The sequence below is a fragment of the Streptomyces sp. NPDC043680 genome (assembly GCF_056436685.1).
This window is the reverse complement of the sequence record NZ_JBWKCE010000001.1, coordinates 570,773-588,295: the sequence shown is the minus strand read 5'-3', so window position 1 is coordinate 588,295 and position 17,523 is coordinate 570,773. Positions and strand designations below refer to the sequence as shown.

17 protein-coding genes are annotated in these 17,523 nt (G+C 73.0%); 7 read left to right on the top strand and 10 right to left on the bottom strand.

Annotation, left to right across the window (positions count from 1 at the left end; translation table 11 throughout):
* Window positions 1–135: 135 nt before the first annotated feature.
* Together AC0666_RS02710 and hutH are read left to right on the top strand one after the other, a co-directional pair.
* Window positions 136–1,251: a GGDEF domain-containing protein gene (locus AC0666_RS02710; protein ID WP_468963028.1), complete on the top strand. Its 1,116-nt coding sequence runs from the start codon at window positions 136–138 to the stop codon at window positions 1,249–1,251.
* A 137-nt stretch (window positions 1,252–1,388) separates the two neighbouring features.
* On the top strand, window positions 1,389–2,930 hold the full coding sequence (hutH, locus tag AC0666_RS02705) for a histidine ammonia-lyase (protein ID WP_361712253.1): 1,542 nt from the start codon (window positions 1,389–1,391) through the stop codon (window positions 2,928–2,930).
* A gap of 88 nt (window positions 2,931–3,018) precedes the next feature.
* Here the strand turns inward: hutH and AC0666_RS02700 are convergent, their stop codons facing one another.
* The gene (locus tag AC0666_RS02700) at window positions 3,019–3,387 is read right to left on the bottom strand and encodes a hypothetical protein (RefSeq protein WP_468963030.1); all 369 of its coding nucleotides are present in this window, start codon (window positions 3,385–3,387) and stop codon (window positions 3,019–3,021) included.
* Window positions 3,388–3,542: 155 nt separating this feature from the next.
* Here AC0666_RS02700 and AC0666_RS02695 point away from each other — a divergent pair, with 155 nt between their 5' ends.
* The 3 genes from AC0666_RS02695 (at window position 3,543) to AC0666_RS02685 (ending at window position 6,442) form a co-directional block, all read left to right on the top strand.
* Window positions 3,543–3,839: a hypothetical protein gene (locus AC0666_RS02695; protein WP_468582417.1), complete on the top strand. Its 297-nt coding sequence runs from the start codon at window positions 3,543–3,545 to the stop codon at window positions 3,837–3,839.
* A gap of 118 nt (window positions 3,840–3,957) precedes the next feature.
* Window positions 3,958–5,232, top strand: coding sequence for a L,D-transpeptidase (locus tag AC0666_RS02690; RefSeq protein ID WP_468582415.1), 1,275 nt, complete (start codon window positions 3,958–3,960; stop codon window positions 5,230–5,232).
* Window positions 5,233–5,458: 226 nt separating this feature from the next.
* Window positions 5,459–6,442, top strand: coding sequence for a GNAT family N-acetyltransferase (locus AC0666_RS02685; RefSeq protein WP_478706953.1), 984 nt, complete (start codon window positions 5,459–5,461; stop codon window positions 6,440–6,442).
* Here AC0666_RS02685 and AC0666_RS02680 read toward each other — a convergent pair.
* Window positions 6,432–7,313, bottom strand: a complete 882-nt coding sequence (locus AC0666_RS02680) for a helix-turn-helix transcriptional regulator (RefSeq protein WP_478706952.1) — start codon at window positions 7,311–7,313, stop codon at window positions 6,432–6,434. The two genes, AC0666_RS02685 and AC0666_RS02680, sit on opposite strands and share 11 nt — an antisense overlap.
* A 168-nt stretch (window positions 7,314–7,481) precedes the next feature.
* Here AC0666_RS02680 and AC0666_RS02675 point away from each other — a divergent pair, with 168 nt between their 5' ends.
* Complete coding sequence (locus AC0666_RS02675; RefSeq protein ID WP_478706951.1) at window positions 7,482–8,588, top strand: NAD(P)-dependent alcohol dehydrogenase; 1,107 nt, start codon at window positions 7,482–7,484, stop codon at window positions 8,586–8,588.
* A 99-nt stretch (window positions 8,589–8,687) separates the two neighbouring features.
* On the opposite strand, the gene AC0666_RS02670 is transcribed toward AC0666_RS02675, so the two are convergent.
* The 5 genes from AC0666_RS02670 to AC0666_RS02650 form a co-directional block, all read right to left on the bottom strand.
* Window positions 8,688–9,896, bottom strand: coding sequence for a Shedu anti-phage system protein SduA domain-containing protein (locus AC0666_RS02670; protein WP_478706950.1), 1,209 nt, complete (start codon window positions 9,894–9,896; stop codon window positions 8,688–8,690).
* Between the two features lie 112 nt (window positions 9,897–10,008).
* Window positions 10,009–10,674 carry a peptide-methionine (S)-S-oxide reductase MsrA gene (gene msrA, locus AC0666_RS02665; RefSeq protein WP_468582407.1) on the bottom strand — a complete coding sequence of 222 codons (666 nt, stop codon included), beginning with the start codon at window positions 10,672–10,674 and terminating at the stop codon, window positions 10,009–10,011.
* A 114-nt stretch (window positions 10,675–10,788) separates the two neighbouring features.
* The gene (locus AC0666_RS02660; RefSeq protein ID WP_478706949.1) at window positions 10,789–11,919 is read right to left on the bottom strand and encodes a hypothetical protein; all 1,131 of its coding nucleotides are present in this window, start codon (window positions 11,917–11,919) and stop codon (window positions 10,789–10,791) included.
* Entirely contained in the window at window positions 11,919–13,514 is a 1,596-nt protein-coding gene (locus tag AC0666_RS02655; RefSeq protein ID WP_478706948.1) for a M48 family metalloprotease, read from the bottom strand. Before AC0666_RS02655 ends, AC0666_RS02660 begins: the two co-directional genes overlap by 1 nt.
* Before the next feature lie 195 nt (window positions 13,515–13,709).
* Window positions 13,710–14,813, bottom strand: coding sequence for a hypothetical protein (locus AC0666_RS02650; protein WP_468963043.1), 1,104 nt, complete (start codon window positions 14,811–14,813; stop codon window positions 13,710–13,712).
* A gap of 82 nt (window positions 14,814–14,895) precedes the next feature.
* Here AC0666_RS02650 and AC0666_RS02645 point away from each other — a divergent pair, with 82 nt between their 5' ends.
* Complete coding sequence (locus AC0666_RS02645) at window positions 14,896–16,053, top strand: cystathionine gamma-synthase (RefSeq protein WP_468963045.1); 1,158 nt, start codon at window positions 14,896–14,898, stop codon at window positions 16,051–16,053.
* A 27-nt stretch (window positions 16,054–16,080) separates the two neighbouring features.
* Here the strand turns inward: AC0666_RS02645 and AC0666_RS02640 are convergent, their stop codons facing one another.
* The 3 genes from AC0666_RS02640 to AC0666_RS02630 all read right to left on the bottom strand — a co-directional run bounded on the left by AC0666_RS02640 (window position 16,081) and on the right by AC0666_RS02630 (window position 17,395).
* Window positions 16,081–16,332, bottom strand: a complete 252-nt coding sequence (locus AC0666_RS02640) for a hypothetical protein (protein ID WP_468582397.1) — start codon at window positions 16,330–16,332, stop codon at window positions 16,081–16,083.
* Window positions 16,329–16,760, bottom strand: a complete 432-nt coding sequence (locus tag AC0666_RS02635; protein WP_468963047.1) for a sigma factor-like helix-turn-helix DNA-binding protein — start codon at window positions 16,758–16,760, stop codon at window positions 16,329–16,331. Before AC0666_RS02635 ends, AC0666_RS02640 begins: the two co-directional genes overlap by 4 nt.
* A gap of 113 nt (window positions 16,761–16,873) precedes the next feature.
* Window positions 16,874–17,395 (bottom strand): MarR family winged helix-turn-helix transcriptional regulator, encoded by a 522-nt coding sequence (locus AC0666_RS02630; RefSeq protein WP_361712112.1) that lies wholly within the window; start codon window positions 17,393–17,395, stop codon window positions 16,874–16,876.
* Window positions 17,396–17,523: the final 128 nt, after the last annotated feature.

The window sequence follows — 17,523 nt, the reverse complement described above, 5'->3', positions numbered from 1 at the left end:
CCAGGGCCTCCCGGCGCCGGCCCGGGCGGCGGCCGCCGCGGCCCGGCGAGCGGGCCCCGGGCGGCCCGCGCCGGGCGTCCCCGGATGCCGCAGCCGAGCGTCACCGAATCGGACATGTTTCCCTAGGCTGGGGTGATGGGAGTCGACGGGCGGCTGCGAGCCGTCGTGGGCCTTGCGCAGGCCATGGCCGCCGCGTGCGCGCCGCGGGACAGCGTGCGGGCGGCCGCCCGGGGTGCGCGCCTGGCGATGGACGGGTCGTTCGCCGCGATCTCCGCCTGGGAGCGGGAGCGGGGCCGGCTGCGGGTCCTCGTCAACGAGGGCGAGCGGCGGCCGGGGGAGGAGGAGTTCCCCGAGGACGAGTCGTACCCCGTCCACGACTTCCCCGAGATCGCCGAGTTCCTGCACGAGCGGTGGGCCGGCGGCGGCGGTCCCCACGCCTGGGTCGAGAGCGCCGGCGGCGGCCGCCCGGGCCGGCGCGGCGAGGCCCTGCGCCGGCGGGGCCGCGGCACCTGCGTGGTCGCGCCGATCGTGCTCAGCGGGCGCGCCTGGGGCGAGCTGTACGTGGCCCGGGACGAGGGGCTGCCCGACTTCGACGAGGACGACGCCGAGTTCGCGACCGTCCTCGCGGCGGTCGTCGCCGCCGGGCTCGCGCAGAGCGACCGGCTGGAGGAGGCCCGGCGGCTCGCCTTCACCGACCCGCTGACCGGGCTCGCCAACCGCCGGGCGGTGGACATGCGGCTCGACGAGGCCTTGGAGGAGCACCGGCGCACCGGGATCGCGGTGAGCCTCGTGGTCTGTGACCTGAACGGGCTCAAGAAGGTCAACGACACCCTCGGGCACGCCACGGGCGACCGGCTGCTGGAGCGGTTCGGGTCGGTGCTCAGCCTCTGCGGGGCCATGCTCCCGGGCGCGCTCGTCGCCCGGCTCGGCGGTGACGAGTTCTGCCTGGTGAGCGCCGGACCCCCGGCCGACGAGGTGGTCCGGGTGACCGAGGAGCTGTGCCGGCGCGCCGCCGAGCTGGAGCTCGGGGAGGGCGTGGCCTGCGGGGTGGCCTCGACGGGGGACCCGATCGGGCAGGTGACCTCCTCGCGACGGCTGTTCCGGCTGGCGGACGCCGCCCAGTACAAGGCGAAGGCCGCCCGCTCGCCCGAGCCCGTCGTCGCCGGGCGGGACACCGCCGTGGTCCTGCTGGCCGACGCCGCCCAGCAGGAGGCGCGCGGCGAACGGCGGCGCTTCCGGGGGCGGGCGTAGGGGAGGGGGCGTGGCAGAGGGGGCGTGGCAGAGGGGGCGAGCATGTTGCCCGGGCCCGCTCGCGAAGGCGTAAGGGGCCCTCGTGAAAGTCGCTAGTGACATGAAGCGATTCAGTCCGTAGGGTGCTGAATATGGATATGCACACTGTCGTGGTGGGGACGTCCGGGACCACTGCCGAGGACGTCATCGCCGTAGCCCGCGGCAACGCGCGCGTCGAGCTGTCCGGGGAGGCGCTCGACGCCCTCGCCCGCGCCCGCGAGATCGTCGATGCCCTCGCCGCCAAGCCCGAACCCGTCTACGGGGTGTCCACCGGGTTCGGCGCCCTCGCCTCCCGGCACATCAGCCCCGAGCTGCGCGCGCAGCTCCAGCGCAACATCGTCCGTTCGCACGCCGCCGGCATGGGCCCGCGCGTCGAGCGGGAGGTCGTGCGCGCCCTGATGTTCCTGCGGCTGAAGACCGTCGCCTCCGGACACACCGGCGTCCGCCCGTCCGTCGCCCGGACGATGGCCGACGTGCTGAACGCGGGCATCACCCCCGTCGTGCACGAGTACGGCTCGCTCGGTTGCTCCGGCGACCTGGCGCCGCTCTCCCACTGCGCTCTCGCCCTGATGGGCGAAGGCGACGCCGAGGGTCCCGACGGGGTCGTCCGGCCCGCCGGCGAGCTGCTCGCCGAAGCGGGGATCGAGCCGGTCGAGCTCCGCGAGAAGGAGGGCCTGGCCCTCCTCAACGGCACCGACGGCATGCTCGGCATGCTGATCATGGCCCTCGCCGACCTCGGCAAGCTCTACACCTCCGCCGACATCACCGCGGCGCTGACGCTGGAGGCCCTGCTCGGCACCGAGAAGGTGCTCGCGCCCGAGCTGCACGCCATCCGCCCGCACCCCGGCCAGGGTGCCTCCGCCGCGAACATGGCCGCCGTCCTGGAGGGCTCCGGGCTGGTCCGCCACTACCAGGAGGAAACCGCGCCGCGCGTCCAGGACGCCTACTCGGTGCGGTGCGCCCCGCAGGTCGCCGGCGCGGGCCGCGACACCATGGCGCACGCCGCCCTGGTGGCCTCGCGGGAGCTGGCCTCGGCCGTCGACAACCCGGTGGTGCTGCCCGACGGGCGGGTGGAGTCCAACGGGAACTTCCACGGCGCGCCGGTCGCGTACGTCCTGGACTTCCTGGCCATCGCCGCCGCCGACCTCGGCTCGATCGCCGAGCGCCGCACGGACCGCCTCCTCGACAAGAACCGCTCGCACGGGCTGCCGCCCTTCCTCGCCGAGGACGCGGGCGTCGACTCCGGGCTGATGATCGCCCAGTACACGCAGGCCGCCCTGGTCAGCGAGATGAAGCGGCTGGCCGTCCCGGCCTCCGCCGACTCGATCCCCTCCTCCGCCATGCAGGAGGACCACGTCTCGATGGGCTGGTCGGCCGCGCGCAAGCTCCGTACCGCCATCGACAACCTGACCCGGATCATCGCGATCGAGCTGTACGCGGCCACCCGGGCCATAGAGCTGCGCCACGGCCTCACCCCGGCCCCGGCCAGCCGGGCCGCCATCGCGGCGGCGCGCGCCGCCGGTGTGGCGGGCCCCGGGCCGGATCGTTTCCTCGCCCCCGACCTGGCCGCCGCCGACGCGTTCGTCCGTACGGGCGGGCTGGTCGCCGCGGTGGAGCCGGTGACGGGTCCGCTCGCCTAGGACCCGCCGGCCCCGGACGGGGTACGCGCGAAGGGCCGCCCCCGGGAGTCGATCCCGGGGGCGGCCCTTGCCGTGTGCGCGGACCGCGCTAGACGGCGCGTGAGCGGCGTACGGAGAAGGTGACGAAGCCGGCCCCGAGGCCCAGGCAGAGCGTGCCGCCCAGCAGGTACGGGGTGGTGTCGATCCCGCCGGTGTCCGCGAGGGCCAGGGAGGCCTGCCCCGCGGTCTGCGGGGCGGCGCCCCGGCCCGAGCCGGGGCCGGCCTGGGGGTCCGCCTGCGCGTCCGTACGCGCGATGGCGGTCACCGTCCCGGACGCGGGCGCGTTCGCCGGCTCGGGAGCGCCGGAACCGGCCCCCGCGGCCCAGGGCGCGGTGGCGTTCGCCGACGGGACGAACCAGAGGGCGGCGAGGAGGGTGGTCGCTCCGAGAGCGGTGAGCAGCGGTCGGCGTGCGGACACGGGGCGATCCCCCTTGCGGAAGCAGCGAATTGGCCGTGTGCGGTGATGCTACGGACAAGGGCGGGTCGTGGGAAAGTCGGGGCCTGCGCGGGCTTACGCTCCGTCGTATGAACCCTTCTGACACATCACGGTACGTAAGGCTTCGGGTGGATTTGGTGCTGGAAGTACCGGATTCCGAGGCGCTCACCGCAGCCGCGCTCGCACACATCGACGCCGACGAGTTCATGCCGGACGAGGAGCGCGGCCATGCCGAGTCGGCCGTCCGCGAGGACGAGTCGGAGGCCCTCGCGTACCTCGTCGACCCCACTGACCTGGTCGTCGAGATCCCCGGCGTGGAGCTGGCCCAGGCCTCCTGGAGCAGCGAGCCCGTGGAATACGACCCCGAGTCCATGGAGTGGGACCTGGACGAGGAAGATGGGGACTTCGACGAAGAGACAGCCGACAACGCCTGACCGTGGGGTTGCCCACATCCGAACGGATGTGGAACCGATCCGGGCCTTCAACGCGTTGACTGGTGTGCGAGGCAGGGGGCCTGTCCCCCTGCCCCGAGGCTCGGGGGTTCAGGCAACGATGGAGTGGCGTGTGAGGACGGACAGCAAGCGGCGGAGAAGGTCCCTGGTGGCCGTATCCGCCGTTCTCGGTGGCGTACTGGTGCTCTCGGCGTGCAACGGCGGAGGGGACGACAAGCCCAAGGGCGGCGGGGACGCGACCAGCAAGTCCCAGTCGGACGTGGACGCGGCGGCGGCCAAGGACGCCTCCAAGGCCAAGATCACGATCACGCCCAAGGACGGCTCCACCAACGTCGGGTTGAACGACGCCACGAACGTCGCCGTCAGTGACGGCACGCTCACCTCGGTGGAGCTGAAGACCTCCGAGGGCACCGCGGTGCCCGGCAAGATAGCCGCCGACGGCAAGAGCTGGAAGCCGGAGGGAGCCCTCAAGCGCTCCACGAAGTACGCCCTGGCGGCGACGGCGAAGGACGCGGACGGCAAGGAGGCGCACGAGAACGCCTCGTTCACCACCGTCTCCCCGGAGAACAGCTTCGTCGGCTCGTTCATACCCGACGACGGCCAGACCGTCGGCGTGGGCATGCCGGTCTCGATCACCTTCAACAAGCCGATCAAGGACCAGAAGGCGGTCCAGTCGGCGATCAGCGTGAGCTCCAGCAGCGGCCAGGAGGTCGTCGGCCACTGGTTCAACGCGCAGCGGCTGGACTTCCGCCCCGAGCAGTACTGGAAAGCGGGCTCCACCGTCACCCTGAAGCTGGCGCTGGACGGGGTGCAGGGCGCCCCCGGCGTACAGGGCGTGCAGAACAAGACCGTCACCTTCAAGATCGGCCGGAGCCAGGTCTCCACGGTCGACACGAAGACGAAGAAGATGACGGTCACCCGGGACGGCGCGGTCCTCAAGACCATCCCGATCTCGGCGGGCTCCCCGGACAACCCGACCTACAACGGCCAGATGGTGATCTCCGAGAAGTTCAAGGAGACCCGGATGGACGGCTCCACCGTCGGCTTCAAGAACGACGAGGGCAAGGGCGAGTACGACATCAAGGACGTCCCGCACGCGATGCGGCTGTCCACCTCCGGGACCTTCATCCACGGCAACTACTGGGGATCCGACTCGATCTTCGGCAGCGTGAACACCAGCCACGGCTGCGTCGGTCTGAACGACGCCAAGGGCGCCGACGACCCCAACCAGCCCGCTGCCTGGTTCTTCGACAACTCGCTCATCGGCGACGTCGTCACGGTGGTCAACTCCCCGGACAAGACGATCAAGCCGGACAACGGGCTCAACGGCTGGAACATGAGCTGGGCGGACTGGAAGGCCGGCTCGGCCGTCTGACTCCTCCTGATCCCATGTGACGAGATCCGATGTCACGGCCGACCCGACACTCGACTCGGGGCGGGATGGCGGGAAGCCCCCCGGCTCCCCGCCATCCGCGTCTCCGGGCCCGTCCGCCGAACGGAAGCCGGATACCGGAAGACCGCCCACCGAGGCGCCCGCCGGAAGGCCGCGCCCGCCCGGAAATCCCGGGCGGGGTCGCAGGCCCCCGGCTAGGGTCCCGATCATGACTTCCGCCGTGATCCGCGCCCTGATCCCGCCCCTTTCCGAAGCCGACGCGCGGGCCTGGTCCCCCGTCGTGGCCGATGCCCACGCCGCCGACCTGCCGGGTGTACCCGCGCCGACCCCGGTGGAGATCGCCGGGCGGCTGCGGATCCCGTCCGTGAACAGCCGCTTCGCCCTGTGGGCCGCCGAGGAGGGAGTGGCCGCGCTCCAGCTGTTCACGGACGCGGGCAACGCGCACACCGCCCACCTCGACGCGCTGGTGGTACGGCCCGGCGCCCGGCGCAACGGCTTGGGCGCGGCCTTGTGGGAGCGGGTCCGGGCCGAGCTGGTGGCCCAGGGCCGCAGCTCGGTCAGCACCGTCCTGGACCTCGGCGGCCCGGGCGAGGCCTTCGCGAGCTCGCTGGGATTCCGCAACGTCCTGCCCCTGGCCTGGTACGTCCAGGAGGTGTCCGGCCGCGCGACCGGCCAGGTGCCCGGTGGCCGGGGGGAGGCCGCCCGGACGCCCGGCTACGAGCTGGTGCTCTGGGACGGGCTCGTACCCGACGCCTGGGCGGCGGCCGCGGCCACGGCCCACGGGGCGATGGAGGACGCGCCGAGCGGGGACATGGACGCCCGGCCGCCGGTCTGGACGCCCGAGCGCCTGCACACCGTGCAGCAGGTGGTGCTGGACCGGGGCGGCCGGATGCTGATGGCGGCGGCCGTCACCCCGGACGGCGAGGTGGCCGCGTACACCTGCCTGGTCCTCCTCGACCCGGCGGGCCCGCGCGCCCTCCAGTACGACACCGTCGTCGTCCCCGCCCACCGCGGCCGGGGCCTCGGCCGCGCCGTCAAACTGCACATGCTGGCGCAGGCCTCCGCCCGCTGGCCCTCCCTGCGCGAGATCACCACCTCGGTCGCGGACGAGAACACGCCCATGCGCGCGGTCAACGAGGCCCTGGGCTACCGCCGCGAACGCGCGGCGGGCGTCTTCCAGCTCAGCCTCTAACCGCCCGGTCCTCCGCCGGCACCGGGGCGGCCGCCCACGAGGACAGCAGGCGCAGGGCGTCCGCCGACGGGGAGCCGGTGGCGGCATGGAAGGCGACCAGGGACTGCTCGGGGTCGTCCGGCAGCGTCAGCGTCTCGAAGGACAGCTCCAGCTCGCCGACCAGCGGATGCCGCAGCCGCTTCACGCCGTGCGACTTGTCCGCCACCGTGTGCGCCGCCCACAGCCGGCGGAACTCCTCGTTCTTCACCGACAGCTCCCCCACCAGCGCGGGCAGCTGCTCGTCCTCGGGGTGCCGGCCGGCATACATGCGCAGGTTGCTCACCACCTCGCAGGCCCGGCACTCCCAGTCCGCGTACAGGGCCGAGGTCGCCGGATCCAGGAACACCAGCCGCACGAGATTGCGCTCCTGCGGCGGCAGCGCCCCGAAGTCGCCGAACACCGCCACCGCCAGCCGGTTCCAGCCGATCACGTCCTGCCGCCGCCCCACCAGGTACGCCGGTACGCCCTCCATCGCCTCCAGCAGCGTGCGCAGCTGCGGGCGCACCTGCTGCGGGCGGTGGGGCCGGTTGCGCTGCCTGCGGGGGCGGGGCCGGGCCAGGTGGGTCAGGTGGGCCGTCTCCGTGCCGTCCAGGCGCAGCGCCCGGGCGATCGCGTCCAGCACGTCCGCCGACACGTTCTGCCCGTGGCCCTGCTCCAGCCGCGTGTAGTAGGCCACCGACACCCCCGCCAGCTGCGCCAGCTCCTCGCGGCGCAGGCCAGGCACCCGCCGGTGGCGGCCGTGGTCGGGCAGGCCGACGTCCTCGGGGCGCAGCCGGGCGCGGCGGGTGCGCAGGAACTCGCCCAGTTCGGTGCGCTGATCAAGCTGGTCCATACGGCCAGTATCCCGGGACGGCCCGCGGCGGCGGCGGGTGCGTGCCTGACCCCGCCAAGGGTAGGACTGCCAGTCCTAGGCAGGGCAGGGGGCTGGGTGGCACGGCCGGGGTCCGGCATCGTGGGGTCCATCCCCAGGATCTTTCCGCCGTGTGAGGAGCGCACCCCCATGTCCGACACCCAGGACACCCGGACCACGACCACGCAGACCACCCAGACCACGCCGACCGCGCCGCTCACCGAGGTCGCCGCCTACGCCGCACCCGGCGCCAAGGCCCCGCTGGAGCGCACCACCGTCCCGCGCCGCCCCGTGGGTGCGCACGACGTCCTCATCGAGATCAAGTACGCCGGCATCTGCCACTCCGACATCCACCAGGCCCGCGACGGCTGGGGCGAGGGCATCTACCCGATGGTCCCGGGCCACGAGATCGCCGGCGTCGTCACCGAGGTCGGCCCGGCGGTCACCCGATTCGCGGTGGGCGACCAGGTCGGCGTCGGCTGCTTCGTGGACTCCTGCCGGGAGTGCGAGTACTGCCTGCGCGGCCAGGAGCAGTACTGCGTCCGGGGCATGACCGGCACCTACAACGCCCGTGACAAGCAGGGCGAGCCCACGTACGGCGGCTACTCCACGCACATCGTCGTCGACGAGAACTACACCGTCCGCATCCCCGACGGCCTCGCCCTCGACGCCGCCGCGCCGCTGCTGTGCGCGGGGATCACCCTGTACTCCCCGCTCAAGCACTGGCAGGCGGGCCCCGGCAAGAAGGTCGCGATCGTCGGGCTCGGCGGCCTCGGCCACATGGGCGTGAAGATCGCGAACGCGCTGGGCGCCGAGGTCACCGTCCTGTCGCAGTCGCTGCGCAAGAAGGAGGACGGCCTGCGGCTGGGCGCCTCCCACTACTACGCCACCAGCGACAGGACGACCTTCGAGGAGCTGTCCGGCACCTTCGACCTGGTCATCTCGACCGTCTCGGCCCCGATCGGCCTCGACGCCTACCTCGACCTGCTGAAGGTCGACGGCGCGCTGGTCAACGTCGGCGCCCCGGAGGAGCCGGTCGAGCTCAACCTGTTCTCCGTCATCGGCGGCCGCAAGACCCTCGCCGGCTCGATGATCGGCGGCATCGCCGAGACCCAGGAGATGCTGGACTTCTGTGCCGAGCACGGGCTCGGCTCGGAGATCGAGCTGATCCGCGCCGACCAGATCAACGAGGCGTACGAGCGGGTCCTGGCGAGCGACGTCCGCTACCGCTTCGTCATCGACGCCGCGACGATCTGAGCCCGCCGGCGCCCACGTCCCGGGGCCACGCCCCGGGACCAGTGCGCCCAGTGGCACGGCGCGGGGCCGGACGGTCGCACGGCGCGGGGCCGACGGGCCTTATTCCCAGCCGCTCAGTGCGCGCTCTGCGTTGTCGGCCAACTCCTTGTAGGTCACGACGTCAACGCGACTCATGTGAGTGTTGAGTGTGCGCAGCGCTTCATTGATGTCTTCCTCGGCCACGTCCGGCTGTACGGAGGGGTGGCCGATCAATACGAGAGCGCTCGCCCGGCGCGTTTCGATGCCCAGTTCATCCCTGATCCGGAGGCGATGTTCGTCCAAGCCGACCAGGTAGTTGACTGCCTGGCTCACTGCGTCGTGCACTTCAGCCGTCGGCACCCAGCATCCCCGGTGTCTCTTGACCAGGGAGCCACGAAGGCTCATGGAGCGCTTCAACTCCACGATGTGGAGGGAGCCGTCCCCGCGGATCAGCGGGATGTCGACCTCGTCTCCGGGCACGAGTCTGCGCTGCACCGCTTGGCTTGCGAACTGTCCACCGAAGATCCAGTACTGCCCGTCCAGCGCGCGTTGCAGGTCTCCCTCGCTCGCTCCGGGATCTTCCACCGTCTCGCGCAGCTTCTTGAGGCCCCGTCGGCGCCGCTGGACTTCTGCTGCCTGCAGGAGCAGTTGGCCCTCCTTGTCCGCTGCCAGGATCGCCAGAGCGTCAGGGGACATCACGATGCGGCGGGCGACCTGCTCCGGGTCTTCCACATCCACCCGCCCGTGGAAGACCTGCTCAAGCCACGCGGCCACCTCGCTGCTGCCGCGAAGGATCCGATACCGCCCGGGGCGTTCCTGCGACTGCTGCATGTACCGTGCGTCCCGACCGACGGCCTTGACATGGGCAAGTACCTCGCTCGGGTTCGCCGCAGGGTGCTGACTGAGGTAGTCGTCAGCCAGTTGCGAGAAGAATTGCAAAGTCGCAGAGAGCGTCCGCGCCAAGTAGTCCTGGTGAGAGCTCAACGGCTGTGTCGATCGCTGGAACAGCCGGTACCGCTCCTCGAAGTCGGGCCGGAGAATGCGGCCTTCGGCGTAGTCCAAAGAGTCTTGGATCAGCCGCACGACCTGCCACTCATCCGTCGTAGCTGCCGTCGAGCGCACCTCCTCCAGCAGTGTGATGAGTGCTCTGCCGCCTCTGCGACTGCGGCTCCGGCCTCCGGTCATGTGCTTGAACACGGCTTCGAGCGCATCCTCGACCCGGGGATCCAGGGCAAGCTCGGCGACGTGCTGCAGCTGAAGCTGCAGCGCAAAATCAGACCTCACATCCACGCGGACGAGTGTGGGGCCTGGCACTGACAGTGGGTGCTTGAGCGGTGGGCGGGAGCGACGGCAGTCGGTCCCGCCCCCAGTGCTGCCGGTGGCATCGGCGTGACGCCGGTGCTCAGCCGTCGGCGGCGGCCACGCCGATGGGGCAGGAGACACCGGTGCCGCCGATGCCGCAGTAGCCGCCCGGGTTCTTGTCGAGGTACTGCTGGTGGTAGGGCTCCGCCGGCCAGAAGGGGCGGTCCGCGGACGGGAGGACCGCCGTGGTGATCGGGCCGTAACCCGAGCCCGTCAGGACCTGCTGGTAGGCGTCCCGGGAGGCCTCCGCCGTGGCCTGCTGGGCGGGGGAGTGAGTGTAGACCGCGGAGCGGTACTGGGTGCCGACGTCATTGCCCTGGCGGAAGCCCTGGGTGGGGTCGTGGGACTCCCAGAACAGCTTCAGGAGGGCGGCGTACGAGACCTGCGACGGGTCGAAGACCACGCGGACGACCTCGGTGTGGCCGGTCAGGCCCGAGCACACCTCCTCGTACGTCGGGTTCTCGGTGAAGCCGCCCTGGTAGCCGGCCAGGGTGGTCCACACCCCCGGCGTCTGCCAGAACTTGCGCTCCGCGCCCCAGAAGCAGCCCAGCCCGAAGTCGGCCACCTCCAGGTGGTCCGGGTAGGGGCCGGCCAGCGGGTTGCCGAGCACCGTGTGCTTCTCGGGCAGGCCGAAGGCGGGCTCCGCGCGGCCGGTCAGGGCCTCCTCGCGGGTGGGGAGCTCGGGCGTACGGCGGTACGAAAACATGGGTTCCTCCTCGTGGTCTTCCTTCAACGGGAAAGGGCGGGCCGGGATTCCTCCCGGCCCGCCCCCTGCGCGCGGCGTCGGACTCACGTCGTGTCCCCACCGCCCGCCCGCCGCTCACAGGCCCGGAGTGACCTCGCGTACGCACCAGTCGCGGGCCGTCACGTACCGGTTCCGCGGCGAGGCCGCATAGCTCCACGGAAGCGCGCCGACGTACCCGTCGATGTGCCGGAACTGCACGACCGCCTCCTCGTCGCGGTCCTGCATCCACAGCATCCACGCCAGAAGGTGGCGCAGCCGCACCGCCCGCCGGTCGTCCGCGGAGGCGGCCGCCAGGTCGGCGAGCGCGGCGTCGACGGCGGCGAGGATCTCCGGCTCCTTGAGGAACACGTCCGCCTTGAGGTCCTTCTCGTACGTCTGCTGCTCGAAGTACGCGATCAGCGGCAGCAGGGAGAGCAGCTCACCGGGTGCACCGGCGGCCGCCGACGCGCGGGCGAAGGCCAGTGCCAGCTCGTGGGAGCCGCGCCACTTCCGGCACCAGTACTGCAGGGCCGTGGTGTGCGCGCTGAGGATCTTCGGGTCGCGCCGGGTGATCTGCGCCCACAGCTCCTCGTACTGCTCGTGCGGGTAGCCGAGGCCCTGCGCGATCGGCTGCTCCACCATGTACGGGACCGGGTCGGCCGGGTCGGCCAGCCGCTGGGCCGCGTGCGCGGACTCCTGCGCCCTGAGCAGCAGCTCCCGGAAGAGCCGGAACTGCTCCTGCGTCGTGCGGCTGCCGGCCTGGCTGCCGCGCACGTTCCAGGCGACGTTCACGGCGGCGTCGGCGTCGACCAGGGCCGCGGTCGGGTCGGACGGGTGCTCCGCCCGCCAGGCCAGCAGGAACGCGTCGTCCTCGGCCGCGACCTCCGCCAGGGCGCGGACGCGCTGCCAGCGCTCCTCCCAGTCCGAGCCGACCGCGGCGACGTAGGCGGCGCCGGCCTCCCAGTCGCCGGCGCGGACGGCCGTGACGGCCGCAGTCCGCTCCGGGGGCACCGGCTGGGCGTTCTCGGTGTCGAGGTCGGCCTCGGCGACGAAGCCCAGAGCGACGACCGCGGCCGCCTCCCGCGCCTTCTTCTCGGCCTTCTCCGCGTCGGTGGCCGCCGCCTCCTCCGCGCCGGTCCCGGCCGGGCGGGTCTTCGTACGGGCGGTGATGAAGCGGTACGCGGCCCCGCCGAGCAGGAGGAGACCGAAGATGATCAGGCCGAGCATCAGACGAGCACCAGCTTTCGCAGCGGTTCGGTGTCGGGCAGGTCCGCCACGAACGCGTCCAGGGCGAGCTCCAGCCGGTCCTCGAACCCCTCGGCCGTGTACTGCAGGGCGGCCGAGTCCGACCAGGACAGCTGCCAGCGGGCCGCTCCGCGGGCCGTCAGCTCGGCGGTGACCAGCTGCTTCACGGCGCGCCGCAGGACGGGCCGGGCGAACTCGCGGGCGGCGCGGCCGGTGGCGGCCGCCGCCTCCTCGGACTTCGGGAAACGGTCGGCGATCCGCCAGCGCAGCGCCGGGTCGGCGTCGACCGCGTCCAGGAGGGCGGCCGGTTCCGGGGACGCGCCCTCGGCGACGACGGCCTCGCGGATGTCCTGCGCGCCCTGACCGACGTAGCGGGTCATGCTCTCGTGGACGAGGTCCGCCCAGTCCACCCGGGTGAGCGCGAGGGCCTCGGGGGTCAGGACCGCCTGCTCCAGCGCGGCCAGCGCGGCCTCGGGGTCGGCCAGCAGCGCGAGCGCGGGACCGGCCTGCCCCCGGCCGCGGCCGTCGTCCGGCAGGGCCTCGATGCGGGCGACCCGCTCGGCGAGCGCGGGGTGGGAGTCGTACGGGGAGGCCGGCTCCTGCGGCAGCTCGCTGCGCAGTCCGTCCAGTTCCTCCGTACGGGCGTCGAGCAGCTGCCGCAAGCCGCCGAAGACCTGGCCGGGCCGCGGCAGCAGGCCGGCGCCGACGCCCAGGGTGGCGTAGGAGTCCATGTAGAACTGGTGCGCGGGTGCCAGGACGTTCAGCTCGCGCAGGGCGGAGGCGGCGGAGTCGCGGCCGGCGACGCGGACCGAGGCCAGGTCGGCGGCGAGCTCCTGGCGGCGGCTTCCGGAGAGGGTGGCCCGCATGTAGAAGTGCGCGTACCCCGTGTAGATCTTCGCCATGGCGCGGTACATGGCGCCCTGGCCGGCCGTGTCGACCTCCTTGGCCTTCTTGCCCTTGGCGAGGCGCTTCTCGGCGGCCTTCTCCTGGCGGGCCCGCTCCTTGGCGACCTTGGCGTCGGCGCGGTCGTGGAAGTGCCCGATGGTGCGGATCAGCTGCGCGCGGCCGCGGGCGATCAGCGGGGTGAGGCGGGTGTCGAGGTTGGCGTAGTGGCCCATCTCGTGGGCGAGCACGGCGCGCAGCTGCATCTCGTCCAGGCCCGTCATCAGGGGCAGGCCCAGGTAGAGGCGCCGGGTGCCGGGCAGCAAGCCCAGCAGCCGGGCGTCCTCGCCGACTGCCGCGTTGACCTCGTCGATCAGCAGGATCTCGTCGGGGGCGCGGGTGCCGACCTGGGCGGCGATCTCGCGGACGGTCCGCCACAGGACGGGCTCCTGCTGCTCGGTGACGAGGACGCCGGGCTGCGGCTCGCCCTTCGGGGTGCGCAGCATGAACATGCCGCGCACGATCGGGACCGCGAGGACCACCGAGACGATGAGGATCTTGCCGGCGATGCCGCCGTGCAGCCAGGTGACGGTGGCCCAGTCGACGGCCGCGAGGACGGCGAGCAGGACGAGGCTCAGCAGGTAGAAGCCGGCGAGCAGAACGAGGGCGCGCAGCGCGCGCAGTGAAGCGCCCATACGGACGGGGTCCCCCCACGGGATGAAGTGGTGCAGGTGTCGGTCACGGCGCGCGGTGCGCCGCGGTGCACGGCTCTGGCCGTGCTCGGCGCATCATGCGCGGTACCGGTCACTTACAGCAACCTTATGGCCGTGGGGGCCCGCGGCGGGGCCGCCGGGCTGCGGCCGGGCCCTGTCCTGCCGGCTCCTGCCGGCTCAGTGCGGCAGGGTCGCCGGGGAGCCGCCGTTCGCCTCGTAGCCCGCCACCGCCAGCGCGCGGTACACCGCGTACTGCGCCGCCGGATCCGCCGAGACCGACCACGGCAGGGCGCCCACGTACCCATCCACGTGCCGGACCTGCTCCATCGCCTCCGCCCAGCGCTCCATCGGCACCAGGAACGACAGCAGCATGTGCCGTACGTGCGCCAGCATCGGGTCGTCCTGGCGCGCCGTGTGCACCGCGTACAGCGCACCCTCCACCGCCCGCGCCACGACCGCGCCCCGCCAGAAATTGGTCAGGACGACCTCGGGGATGTGCTCGTACACCGCGAACAGCGGCAGCGCCGCCAGCAGCGAGCCCTGCGGGGCCCGGGCCGCCGCCGCGTGCGCGAAGGCGTCGGCCTGCTCCCGCGAGCCGTGCCACTTCTCGCACCAGTAGTGCAGGGCCGCCAGATGCGCGCCCATGTGCGCCGGAGCCACGTCGATGATCTTCGCCCAGAGCGCGTCGAACTCCGCCTCCGAATATCCCAGCGCCCGCGCGACCGCCAGCTCCGTGATGTGCGGGACCGGGTCGCCCGGCGCCAGCAGCGCCGCCTTGCGGCACGCCTCCCGGGCCTCCTCCAGGATGATCCGGTGGTCCGCCGAGCCCACCCCGCCCGAATGCCGCCACGCCTGCTGCACCAGCAGCTCGGCGTGCACCTGGGCCCCGCCCGCGTCCTTCTCGGCCTCCAGCCGCCACGCCTTCAGCCACTGCGCGCCGCTGCCCGGCTGCCGGACGAGCTCCAGCGCCGCCGCCCCGCCGAAGGCCTGGACCCGCTGCCAGCGCAGCTCCCCCTCCTTCGGGGTCCCGGCCAGCAGCTGCGACGCCGCCTGCCACCGCCCGGTGCGCTGCACCGCCTCCAGCGCGTCCATCAGGTCCTCGTCGGGCCCCGGGACGCGGACGTCCAGCTGCTCCTGGCGGGCGAAGCCGTAGTTCTCGGGGTCCGCCGCGTCGGGGCTGCCGGGCTCGACGAGCCGCAGGCCGCCCCGCCTGCGCCGCAGGTACGGGCTGAAAGCGGCCAGCAGCAGGCCCATCGCGAGCAGGAACCAGAGAATCTCCATGGCCCCCAGCGAACCAGACCACCGGGGTCAAACGCCAATGCGAAAGAGGCCCGTGGCGCAAGCGGGGCATAGCATCTGCCTCATGAGCGACGACAGCCACGAGCACCAGAGCTTCGAGACCCGCGCGATCCACGCGGGCAACACGGCGGACCCCCTGACGGGTGCGGTCGTACCCCCGATCTACCAGGTGTCCACGTACAAGCAGGACGGGGTCGGCGGACTGCGCGGCGGCTACGAGTACAGCCGCAGCGCCAACCCCACCCGGACCGCGCTGGAGGAGAACCTCGCGGCGCTGGAAGGCGGCCTGCGCGGCCTCGCCTTCGCGTCCGGGCTCGCCGCCGAGGACTGCCTGCTGCGTACGCTGCTCACCCCGGGCGACCACGTGGTCATCCCCAACGACGCCTATGGCGGAACCTTCCGCCTCTTCGCGAAGGTCGTCTCCCGCTGGGGCGTCGAGTGGTCGGTGGCCGACACCTCGGACCCCGACTCCGTACGCGCCGCCCTCACCCCGAAGACCAAGGCCATCTGGGTCGAGACCCCCTCCAACCCGCTGCTCGGCATCACCGACATCGCCGTCGTGGCCGACATCGCGCGCACGGCCGGCGCCAAGCTGGTCGTCGACAACACCTTCGCCTCGCCCTACCTCCAGCAGCCCCTCGCCCTGGGCGCCGACGTGGTCGTGCACTCCCTGACCAAGTACATGGGCGGCCACTCCGACGTCGTCGGCGGCGCCCTCGTCACCGCCGACGCGGCGCTCGGCGAGGAACTGGCCTACCACCAGAACGCGATGGGCGCCGTGGCCGGCCCCTTCGACTCCTGGATCGTGCTGCGCGGCATCAAGACCCTCGCCGTCCGCATGGACCGCCACGCGGAGAACGCCTCCAAGGTCGCCGAGATGCTGACCCGCCACCCCAAGGTGCACACGGTCCTCTACCCGGGCCTGCCCGAGCACCCCGGCCACGAGATCGCCGCCAAGCAGATGCGCAACTTCGGCGGCATGATCTCCTTCCAGGTCACCGGCGGCGAGGCCGCGGCGGTCGAGGTCTGCAACCGAGCCAAGCTCTTCACCCTGGGCGAGTCCCTCGGCGGTGTCGAGTCCCTCATCGAGCACCCGGGCCTCATGACCCACGCCTCGGTGGCCGGCTCGGCCCTGGAGGTCCCCGCGGACCTGGTCCGCCTCTCCGTCGGCATCGAGAACGCCGACGACCTGATCGCGGACCTGACCCAGGCCCTGGGCTAGGACGAAGGGCGCGCCGCCGGGCGCGGGCTACCAGCCCTCCAGGGGCGGGGAGACCTCGCTCGGCGGCACCTCCCACGGGCGGGTCAGCGACGCCCACACCGCGAAGGCCACCGCAGCCGCGCACAGCAGCACCCAGCCGGCCCGGCGCAGCGCCCGGCGGCGCCGCAGCAGCCGGTCGCCCCGGGCCGCGGCGCTCGCGGCGAGCCCGGCCGGCACCACCGGGTACGGGCCCTCCATCAGCCGCCTGACCTGGGCTTCCTTACGGTCCGGGAGACTCATGCGGCCGTCTCCGCGGAGCGCATCGCGGCCACCGCCCGGCTGCACAGCACCCGTACCCGCTCGACCGGCAGCCCCAGCTGCGCGGCGGTGACCTCCTCCGCGACCCCCTCGTACACGCGCAGCACGAGGACGAGCCGCTCCAGCGGGCCGAGCCGGGCGAGGACTCCCCGGCCGCCGTGCAGGCGCCGGCCGGTGCGGGCGAAGGCCGTGCACAGCTCCTGGCGCGTCGCGGCGTACGGGTCGTCGCCGCGCAGCCTGCGCCAGTTCGCGTACGTGTGCGCCAGCGCCCCCGCGAGCAGGCGCCGGGCGGCGACCGGCCGGTCCGGCGGCTCGGCCGTCAGCAGCAGGGCGACATGCAGGAGCCGGCCCGCCGCCCCCGCGACGAAGGCCTCGAACTCCGCGTAGCCGCCCGGCCGGTGGTCGTCCACAGGGCACATAGTGCGGGCAGCGCCACCGCCCCGGTCAAGGGGTCGTACGCACCGGATCGGCCGCCGGCTCGGGACCCGGCCCGGGATCTGGTTCGGGACCGGACGGGACCGGCTCAGGAGGCCGGGCCGGCCTCCGCGACGGCGCCCATCAGCTCGGACAGCGAGACGTTGAAACGGGTCAGCAGCGCGGTGAACGACTCGCGCTCCTCCTCGGTCCAGTCGTCCGTCACCCGGGCCATCAGCTCGCGCCGCGAGGAGCGCACCTCCTCCAGCCGCGCCTGCCCGCGCGGGGACAGCGCGAGGACCACGGCCCGCCCGTCTTCCGGGTGCGAGGTGCGCTTGACCAGGCCGCTGTCCACCAGCGGCGCGACCTGACGGGTCACGGTGGAGGAGTCGATGCCCATGCCGCCCGCGAGCGCCTTGACGCCCATCGGGCCTTCCAGGTCGAGCCGGTTCAGCAGCAGGTAGGCGGCCCGGTCCATCGAGTTGCGGGCCTGGCCGACCCCGCCCAGGCGGGTCTGCTCGGCGCGGCGGGCGAAAACGGCCACCTGGTGCTGGAGCGCGTCGAGGAGACCGGCTTCGGCGGGCGTCTCGGCCGCCTTGGACAGGTCGGAATTGGCCGGGATGGAGGGCATGGCCGTGAGCTCTCTTCGCGTGGGGCCGACAAGGATGGGGGACAGAGTACGCGGCCGTGCGGGCGCTCGTACGCCGCGTACGAGAACTGGTACGGGCAGTGCGGACCCGGCCCGCGGACCTGTCCCGG

Coding starts and splice junctions, on each gene's coding strand:
- msrA (WP_468582407.1), bottom strand. CDS start 10,674: ATGTTTTCGTACCGCCGTACGCCCGAGCTCCCCACCCGCGAGGAGGCC.
- AC0666_RS02690 (WP_468582415.1), top strand. CDS start 3,958: ATGGAGTGGCGTGTGAGGACGGACAGCAAGCGGCGGAGAAGGTCCCTG.
- AC0666_RS02710 (WP_468963028.1), top strand. CDS start 136: ATGGGAGTCGACGGGCGGCTGCGAGCCGTCGTGGGCCTTGCGCAGGCC.
- AC0666_RS02650 (WP_468963043.1), bottom strand. CDS start 14,813: ATGGAGATTCTCTGGTTCCTGCTCGCGATGGGCCTGCTGCTGGCCGCT.
- AC0666_RS02655 (WP_478706948.1), bottom strand. CDS start 13,514: ATGGGCGCTTCACTGCGCGCGCTGCGCGCCCTCGTTCTGCTCGCCGGC.
- AC0666_RS02630 (WP_361712112.1), bottom strand. CDS start 17,395: ATGCCCTCCATCCCGGCCAATTCCGACCTGTCCAAGGCGGCCGAGACG.
- AC0666_RS02675 (WP_478706951.1), top strand. CDS start 7,482: ATGTCCGACACCCAGGACACCCGGACCACGACCACGCAGACCACCCAG.
- AC0666_RS02685 (WP_478706953.1), top strand. CDS start 5,459: ATGACTTCCGCCGTGATCCGCGCCCTGATCCCGCCCCTTTCCGAAGCC.
- AC0666_RS02645 (WP_468963045.1), top strand. CDS start 14,896: ATGAGCGACGACAGCCACGAGCACCAGAGCTTCGAGACCCGCGCGATC.
- AC0666_RS02680 (WP_478706952.1), bottom strand. CDS start 7,313: ATGGACCAGCTTGATCAGCGCACCGAACTGGGCGAGTTCCTGCGCACC.
- hutH (WP_361712253.1), top strand. CDS start 1,389: ATGCACACTGTCGTGGTGGGGACGTCCGGGACCACTGCCGAGGACGTC.
- AC0666_RS02640 (WP_468582397.1), bottom strand. CDS start 16,332: ATGAGTCTCCCGGACCGTAAGGAAGCCCAGGTCAGGCGGCTGATGGAG.
- AC0666_RS02660 (WP_478706949.1), bottom strand. CDS start 11,919: ATGCTCGGCCTGATCATCTTCGGTCTCCTCCTGCTCGGCGGGGCCGCG.